Source organism: Flintibacter sp. P01028 (genome assembly GCF_041925235.1).
Classification (GTDB): Bacteria; Bacillota; Clostridia; order Oscillospirales; family Oscillospiraceae; genus Lawsonibacter; species Lawsonibacter aceti.
Genome location: NZ_JBHEVC010000029.1, coordinates 1 through 655, shown reverse-complemented (window position 1 = coordinate 655; position 655 = coordinate 1). Strand labels below are relative to the sequence as shown.

At 47.8% G+C, this 655-nt stretch carries 2 protein-coding genes; both read left to right on the top strand.

Annotated elements, in window-relative coordinates; translation table 11 throughout:
- Window positions 1–78: 78 nt before the first annotated feature.
- Complete coding sequence (locus ACEVJK_RS14440; protein WP_262669990.1) at window positions 79–342, top strand: phage ORF5 protein; 264 nt, start codon at window positions 79–81, stop codon at window positions 340–342.
- A complete protein-coding gene (locus ACEVJK_RS14435) occupies window positions 335–496 on the top strand; it encodes a hypothetical protein (protein ID WP_262669991.1) in 162 nt (53 codons plus the stop codon). Before ACEVJK_RS14440 ends, ACEVJK_RS14435 begins: the two co-directional genes overlap by 8 nt.
- Window positions 497–655: the final 159 nt, after the last annotated feature.

Genomic DNA, 655 nt, shown 5'->3' with positions numbered 1-655 from the left:
GCGTTACTTTCGTAGAACCGCATCCCAAGCCAAAGCTATCAACATTGACCCCAAAATCTATCGAGGAGGAATTAGACTATGATGTTCAACATTTATGCCGTCCGTGACGTGAAGGTAGGTTTCCAGTCTATCACCATCCAGCCCAATGACCCCGTAGCCGCTCGCTCCTTTGAGAGCACTGTTATCAATTCCGATTCGGTCCTGTTTACCCATGCCGAGGACTTCTCTTTGTACCGTCTAGGCACTTGGGACAGTGATACTGGCCATATCATCCCCGAGGAAATGCCTGTCCTGATTCTGGAAGCTAGGTCCTGTTTGCAAGGAGGTAAGAAGCATGTTTAGTTATTCCGTCTGCATGGCCAGTCTTGGCCGTATCCATACCTTTGGCCCTTATCGTACAATGCGTAAGGCCCATGAAGTATTCGATATTGTCACTAAGGTTGCTCCGTCTGATGCCACTGTCAATATTATCTGCGAGGAGGATAAAAATGCCTAAGTTTGCCAATCAGTTTGAGCCACACGCCCGGATTCACACCAATCCGGGCACTCCTGAAAAAGTCCTCTATGGTCCTGTGTTCGATGAGAATGGTACTCTAGATCTAGAGCCTAAAGGCAAGGAGAATCTGTATGACTATATCCAGTCCCACAAGGATTC